Below are 6,621 nucleotides of genomic sequence, written 5' to 3'. Positions count from 1 at the left end.
ATCCCTTCCCCAGCCCGCCTCTCTTTCTATAACTCTCCGAATATGGTATAATTTATGGGTTAAACAATAAGTCTTTTGGAGGACTAGATGGGGAAAAATTCTAATTGGGTAAACAATGCTAAAGTTGTGTCATTTAACCCGACTGGAGAGTTTTATTTTACGAAAGGAATTAAGGCTTTTCAGCGCAGGGATTTATATAAAGCGAAAAAATACATGAATCGTGCGTTTCAGCTGGAGCCGGATGAGCCGATGATTGCTTGTCAGCTTGCGGTGATTTGTACGGAGCTGGGTGAGTATCAGTTTTCGAACCAGCTGCTTTTGAATATATTACAGGATCTTGATCCGTTTATGACAGAGTGCCATTACTTGCTGGCTAATAATTTCGCGCATATGGGCTTGTTTAAGGAGGCTTATAAGCATGCGAATGAGTATTTGGAGCGGGATGAGTTTGGCGAGTTCAGCGAGGATGCTGAGGATTTGCTTGATTTGATTACGTTTGAGACAGATGAAACTGAGGAGACGCTTGAGTATCAGGATGATTTGATGATGCGCCAGGATGAGGCTCGGAAATTGCTGGAGGCGGGTAATTTTGTGAAGGCAGTCGAGAGGCTTGAGGATATGATTGATACGTATCCGGAGTTTTGGTCAGCGTATAATAATCTGGCTCTGGCGTATTTTTATGTTGGAAAGGCTGATGAGGCGTTTGATACGCTGGACCGGGTGCTTGAGAAGAATCCGGGGAATTTGCACGCGCTTTGCAATGGGATGGTTTTTTACCATTATCAGATGCGGGATGAGAAGGTGCGTGAGGTGTATGAGCTGCTTCGGAAGGTGAGGCCGTTTTTGGATGAGCATTTGTTGAAGCTTGGGGCGACGTTTGCGTTGACGGGCTTTTATGAGGAGGCTTATCAGTGGCTTCGTGTGCTGCAGAAGAAGGGCTATGAGGGTGATGGAACCTTTTATTATTGGCTGAGTAAGTCTGCTTATCAGATTGGGAAGGTCGAGACTGCTCGCAAGGCTTGGAAGAAGGTTGAGGTTTTAAGTCCTGATAAGGAGGGGCTTGAGCCGTGGGGCGAGCTGGCAGAGGAGTTCGAGACGAGCTTTGAGGAGCATGCGCCGACGATTTTGAAGAAGCTTGATAGTGATTATCCGGAGGAGCGTCTATTTGGTTTGTTTTTATCGAGCCGCTCGAAGGCGCTGCCGATGATTAAGCACCACCCGATGTATTTGGAGAATGAGAAGTTCCAGCAGGAGGAGCTGCTTTATAAGAAGAGCATTGAGTTTGCTGATCCGACGGTCTTCTTTGGAGGCGAGGTGGCTGAGCTGTTATATGAGCGCCATCGTCCGGTGCGTTTGATTGAGTCAGGGCTTTATTTGCTGTGGTTTTCCGTCTTTGTGGAGGGGAAAGAAAACGGCATGAAGTTCAGGAATGCAAAGGCTTGGGCTGCGGCTATTGAGTATGAGTGGCATAAGCTTCGCGGGGAGAAGATTCCGCAGAAGGAAATCGCTAATCTTCATGGAATATCTGTTTCGACTTTGTCGAAATATGTGAATCAGGTAGCTAGTTTGCTGCAATAAGCATATCGATGGACTCTACTGGTATAGTTTTATACGATTAATATAAGCTAATACATGATAAAATAAACAGCGTAGCTTTCGTATATAAACGGGATACAGAATGATGTGAGGAGTGTGTCATAATGGCTGAAGATAAAATTTATGATGTGGTCATCATTGGTGCTGGGCCTGCTGGAATGACAGCAGCTGTCTATGCTTCACGGGCCAATTTATCAACGTTAATGCTTGAACGGGGAATTCCGGGCGGGCAGATGGCGAATACAGAGGATGTCGAGAACTATCCTGGATATGAGTCCATTCTTGGGCCGGATTTATCCAATAAAATGTTTGAGCATGCGAAGAAATTCGGTGCAGAATATGCATACGGTGAAGTGAAGGAAATCATTGATGGGGAAGAATACAAAACCATTGATGCCGGATCTAAGCAATATAAAACACGTACCATCATTATCTCTACAGGTGCTGAGTATAAGAAAATCGGTGTTCCAGGCGAGAAGGAGCTTGGCGGACGCGGTGTGTCTTATTGCGCAGTTTGTGACGGTGCTTTCTTTAAGAACAAAGAGCTATTCGTTATCGGCGGCGGGGATTCCGCAGTTGAAGAGGGTGTTTACCTGACTCGCTTCGCCTCTAAAGTAACGATTGTTCATCGTCGTGATGAGCTTCGTGCCCAGAAGATTTTGCAAGATCGTGCATTTGCGAATGAAAAGGTAGATTTTATTTGGAATTCTACCCTTAAATCCATCAATGAAAAGGATGGAAAGGTAGGCAGTGTAACATTGGTTTCCACAGTTGATGGAGCTGAAACAGAGCTTCCAGCTGATGGTGTGTTTATCTATATTGGTATGCTTCCACTTACAAAACCATTCCAAAGCCTTGGCATTACAAATGCAAATGGCTATATTGAAACGAATGACCGCATGGAAACGAAGATTCCAGGAATTTTCGCAGCGGGCGATGTTCGCGAAAAACAATTGCGCCAAATCGTAACAGCTACAGGCGATGGCAGTATTGCTGCACAGTCTGCACAGCATTATGTGGAAGAGCTGATGGATAAATTGAAGGAAAAAGCAAAATAAGAAATAATTTACAAATCGTCATCTTTACTTAACGCTGCTGTAATATAAGCGCAACAAAATTGGGGTAGAATTAAAATAGAAATTGACCCCCTTTTATATACTTTTGGCACAGGTTTTAGACCTGTGCCCCTTTTTTGTTTTTGTCGAAAAATATTTCAATTTGGTGAGCGTTTATGTACGTTTTACTCACATTGTTCAGGCGTAGGGAAAATAGTATAATGGGGATAGACCAAATAATTATATGCTTCTGTTGGTAATCATGAGGTGAATGGAATGCAAAGAGTAACCAATTGTTTATATATAAAGGATGACATGGCTTTAATGCTTCAGAAGCCGCGAAGAAATTGGTGGGTTGCCCCCGGCGGTAAGATGGAGACCGGTGAATCCATTCGAGACTCTGTCGTTCGGGAGTATTATGAAGAAACGAATTTACGAATCAGCAATCCCGTATTGAAGGGGATTTTTACAATGGTGATCGTTCGAGGAGAAGAAATCGTGAATGAATGGATGCTTTTCTCTTTCTGTGCGAGAGAAGCTGAAGGACAGGCATTGGTGGAGACAGAGGAAGGCAGACTCGAGTGGCACGCCCTTTCTGATATTCCGTCCTTGCCAATGGCTGAAGGAGACCGTCATATCATGAATCACCTGATAGAGGGAACAGGCGTGTTGATGGGGACCTTCCGTTATACGGAGGATTCGGAGCTCATCGATTATAAGCTAGAGAGAAACGGGGAGTAGAAATGGAAGATAAGAAAGTGGAGAATGAAATAGTGGACCACCGATTAGTCATTATAACGGGAATGTCCGGAGCAGGTAAGACAGTTGCCATCCAGAGCTTTGAAGATCTTGGCTTCTTCTGTGTGGATAATCTGCCGCCGACACTGCTTCCGAAATTCCTGGAATTAATGGAGGACTCAGGGAAGAAGATGAACAAAGTGGCTGTCGTCATGGACTTGAGAGGCCGGGACTTTTTTGACCACCTATTTAAGGCTCTTGATGATTTGAATGACTCCAAGACTTTTGTTCCAGAGATTTTATTCCTCGATGCAGATGATGATGTGCTTGTCAGAAGATACAAGGAAACAAGAAGGACACATCCGCTTGCTCCATCAGGACTGCCGCTTGAGGGTATTCGTCTTGAGCGGGATTTGCTTGAGGAGTTAAAAGGACGTTCTCAAAGTATTTACAACACCTCTGAATTGAAGCCGCGCGAATTACGGGAGAAGATTTCAAAGGAATTCGCGGTCAACCATCAGGTATCCTTCACAATCAATGTGATGTCCTTCGGGTTTAAGCATGGGCTGCCGATTGATGCCGATCTTGTGTTTGATGTTCGCTTCCTGCCAAATCCATTCTACATTGAGCATATGCGCCCGATGACAGGATTGGACAATGAGGTATCCTCCTATGTCCTGAAATGGAATGAAACACAGAAGTTTATTGAGAAGTGGGTAGATTTGCTTGATTTCATGATTCCGCAGTATAAGCGCGAGGGCAAGGCGCAGCTCGTCATTGCTGTTGGATGTACAGGGGGCCAGCATCGCTCTGTTACCCTTGCTGAATTCCTTGGCAACCGCTACAAGAATGAATATGATACGAGAGTTACGCATCGGGATATCAATAAAAGGAAGGTACACACAGATGACGTCCAAGTTAAGACAACCTAGGATAGCAATCATCGGGGGCGGTACAGGATTACCTGTACTGCTTCGCGGATTGAAGACCTATCCGGTTGATATTACAGCAATTGTTACGGTAGCGGATGATGGAGGCAGTTCAGGCCGTCTTCGCGATGAACTTGATATCCCGGCTCCAGGGGACATTCGGAATGTTCTCGCTGCGATGTCTGAAGTCGAGCCGCTCATTGAGCAAATGTTCCAGCACCGCTTCGATAATGCGGACCATTTGAGCGGGCACGCCCTTGGCAATCTCATCCTTGCTGCGATGACCTCCATTACGGGTGATTTTGTTCATGCAATCCAAGAGATGAGCAAGGTATTAAATGTGAAAGGGCAGGTATTGCCTTCTGCGAATCAAAGTGTCATTTTGCATGCAGAGCTTGATGATGGGGAGGTTGTGACCGGCGAGTCCAAAATTCCGTATTCAGGCAAGCGGATCAAGCGAGTATTTCTCAGCCCGGAAGAGATTGAGCCGCCGGCGGAAACGCTGCAGGCCATCCGCAATGCAGATATGATCTTGATGGGGCCAGGCAGTTTGTATACAAGCATACTCCCTAATCTTGTCGTCCCTTCGATTGCAGAGGAGATTGCAAACTCAAATGCAGCAAAGGTGTACATTTGCAATTTGATGACTCAGGCCGGAGAGACGCTGAACTATACGGCAAGTGACCATTTGAAGGTAATCAATGAGCATCTCGGTTCCCAGTGCGTAGATACAATCCTTGTTAACAAGGAAGAGATTCCTCCTCACTTGAAATTGAAGTATAAAGAGGAGTATGCACAGCCTGTTATTTTTGACATCAATCGGCTGGAGAAGATGGGTGTTCGTGTCATAAAAGAAAATATTGTTTCCATTCATCATAATCGAGTACGCCATGATACAGTCGCAGTCGCATCGATTATATATGATTTAATAAATGAAAGAGATTTGAAAGTCAGTAGTATCAATAGCTAATAAGCATGTCGTAAAAAGATAGAGGTGGAAAAAGGATGTCGTTTGCGTCGGAAACGAAGAAAGAGCTGACGAACTTAGAGGTTAAAGAGTGTTGTGCTCGGGCAGAACTATCCGCGCTGATTCGCATGAACGGATCCTTATCCTTTTCAAACCGCCATCTTGTTGTAGATGTCCAAACCGAAAATGCAGCGATAGCCAGAAGGATTTATACATTGCTGAAGAAGATGTATGATCTTCAGGTCGAACTGCTTGTTCGGAAAAAGATGAAACTAAAGAAAAATAACGTATATATTGTCCGTTTCGCCGAGAAAGCAAAGGAAGTATTAACGGACTTAAATATCATTGAAGATGGATTTTCCATGGTGCACAATATTTCGGAAAGCCTCATTGAGAAGAAATGCTGCAAGCGTTCGTACTTGCGTGGAGCATTCCTTGCTGGAGGTTCGGTGAATAATCCGGAAACATCTTCTTATCACCTTGAAATCTCATCTTTATATAAAGAGCATAATGACGCTCTATGTGAATTAATGAATTCATTTGGATTGAAAAGCAAGACGCTGGAGAGGAAAAAGGGGTTCATTACGTATTTGAAGGAAGCAGAGAAAATCTCTGAGTTCCTCAATATTATCGGCGGGCATAATGCCCTATTGAAATTTGAAGATATCCGTATTGTGCGTGATATGAGAAATTCGGTCAATCGCTTAGTGAATTGCGAGACCGCGAACTTGAATAAAACAATTGGTGCGTCGCTGCGCCAAGTTGAGAATATAAGATATATAGAGAGCACGGTCGGACTTGATGTCCTTCCGGATAAATTACGTGAGATTGCCAGACTTCGTGTCGAATATCAGGATGTTACCCTGAAAGAGCTCGGAGATATGGTCTCAGGCGCTAAAATCAGTAAATCAGGCATTAATCATCGACTTCGCAAAATTGATGAAATCGCAGAAAAGTTAAGAGCCGGTGATTCAAAATAAGTAATTAGGCTTCACTAATAAACAGATAACTGTCGATAGGGAGGATTATGTCATGGTTGAAAAACAAGTAACAGTCCATTTAAAAACGGGCCTTCAAGCCCGACCTGCAGCACAGTTTGTACAGAAGGCAAGCAGCTTTTCTTCCGAGATTTACATCATAGAAGGAGATAAGAAAGTTAACGTAAAGAGTATTATGGGCTTAATGAGCCTGGCCATCAGCAGCGGCAGCACCATTACCCTGGCGGCAGATGGCAGTGATGAAGAACAAGCCTTACAATCGCTTGAGGAGTTCTTGAAGAAAGATTAATGGCTGGCTAAGACCGTCTCTGTAAATCCTAATGAAAGGATTTGCGGGG

7 protein-coding genes are annotated in these 6,621 nt (G+C 44.3%); all 7 read left to right on the top strand.

Annotation, left to right across the window (positions count from 1 at the left end; all coding sequences use genetic code 11):
• The first annotated feature begins 87 nt into the window (after positions 1 to 87).
• The 7 genes from ACI35L_RS14255 to ACI35L_RS14225 all read left to right on the top strand — a co-directional run bounded on the left by ACI35L_RS14255 (position 88) and on the right by ACI35L_RS14225 (position 6,572).
• Positions 88 to 1,578 (top strand): tetratricopeptide repeat protein, encoded by a 1,491-nt coding sequence (locus ACI35L_RS14255; RefSeq protein WP_049669501.1) that lies wholly within the window; start codon positions 88 to 90, stop codon positions 1,576 to 1,578.
• Positions 1,579 to 1,700: 122 nt separating this feature from the next.
• Positions 1,701 to 2,654 carry a thioredoxin-disulfide reductase gene (trxB, locus tag ACI35L_RS14250; RefSeq protein ID WP_049669502.1) on the top strand — a complete coding sequence of 318 codons (954 nt, stop codon included), beginning with the start codon at positions 1,701 to 1,703 and terminating at the stop codon, positions 2,652 to 2,654.
• A gap of 273 nt (positions 2,655 to 2,927) precedes the next feature.
• Positions 2,928 to 3,392, top strand: a complete 465-nt coding sequence (locus tag ACI35L_RS14245; protein ID WP_049669503.1) for an NUDIX hydrolase — start codon at positions 2,928 to 2,930, stop codon at positions 3,390 to 3,392.
• Positions 3,393 to 3,394: 2 nt separating this feature from the next.
• Entirely contained in the window at positions 3,395 to 4,321 is a 927-nt protein-coding gene (rapZ, locus tag ACI35L_RS14240; protein ID WP_049669504.1) for an RNase adapter RapZ, read from the top strand.
• Positions 4,296 to 5,288, top strand: a complete 993-nt coding sequence (locus ACI35L_RS14235) for a gluconeogenesis factor YvcK family protein (protein WP_049669505.1) — start codon at positions 4,296 to 4,298, stop codon at positions 5,286 to 5,288. Before rapZ ends, ACI35L_RS14235 begins: the two co-directional genes overlap by 26 nt.
• A gap of 35 nt (positions 5,289 to 5,323) precedes the next feature.
• The gene (gene whiA / locus ACI35L_RS14230) at positions 5,324 to 6,265 is read left to right on the top strand and encodes a DNA-binding protein WhiA (protein WP_049669506.1); all 942 of its coding nucleotides are present in this window, start codon (positions 5,324 to 5,326) and stop codon (positions 6,263 to 6,265) included.
• Between the two features lie 52 nt (positions 6,266 to 6,317).
• Entirely contained in the window at positions 6,318 to 6,572 is a 255-nt protein-coding gene (locus ACI35L_RS14225; RefSeq protein WP_049669507.1) for an HPr family phosphocarrier protein, read from the top strand.
• Positions 6,573 to 6,621: the final 49 nt, after the last annotated feature.

Origin of the sequence: Pradoshia sp., assembly GCF_051873915.1 — a bacterium.
Classification (GTDB): domain Bacteria; phylum Bacillota; class Bacilli; order Bacillales; family Pradoshiaceae; genus Pradoshia.
Note: the sequence above shows the minus strand (reverse complement) of the source record. Positions and strands in the feature narration are given on the sequence as shown.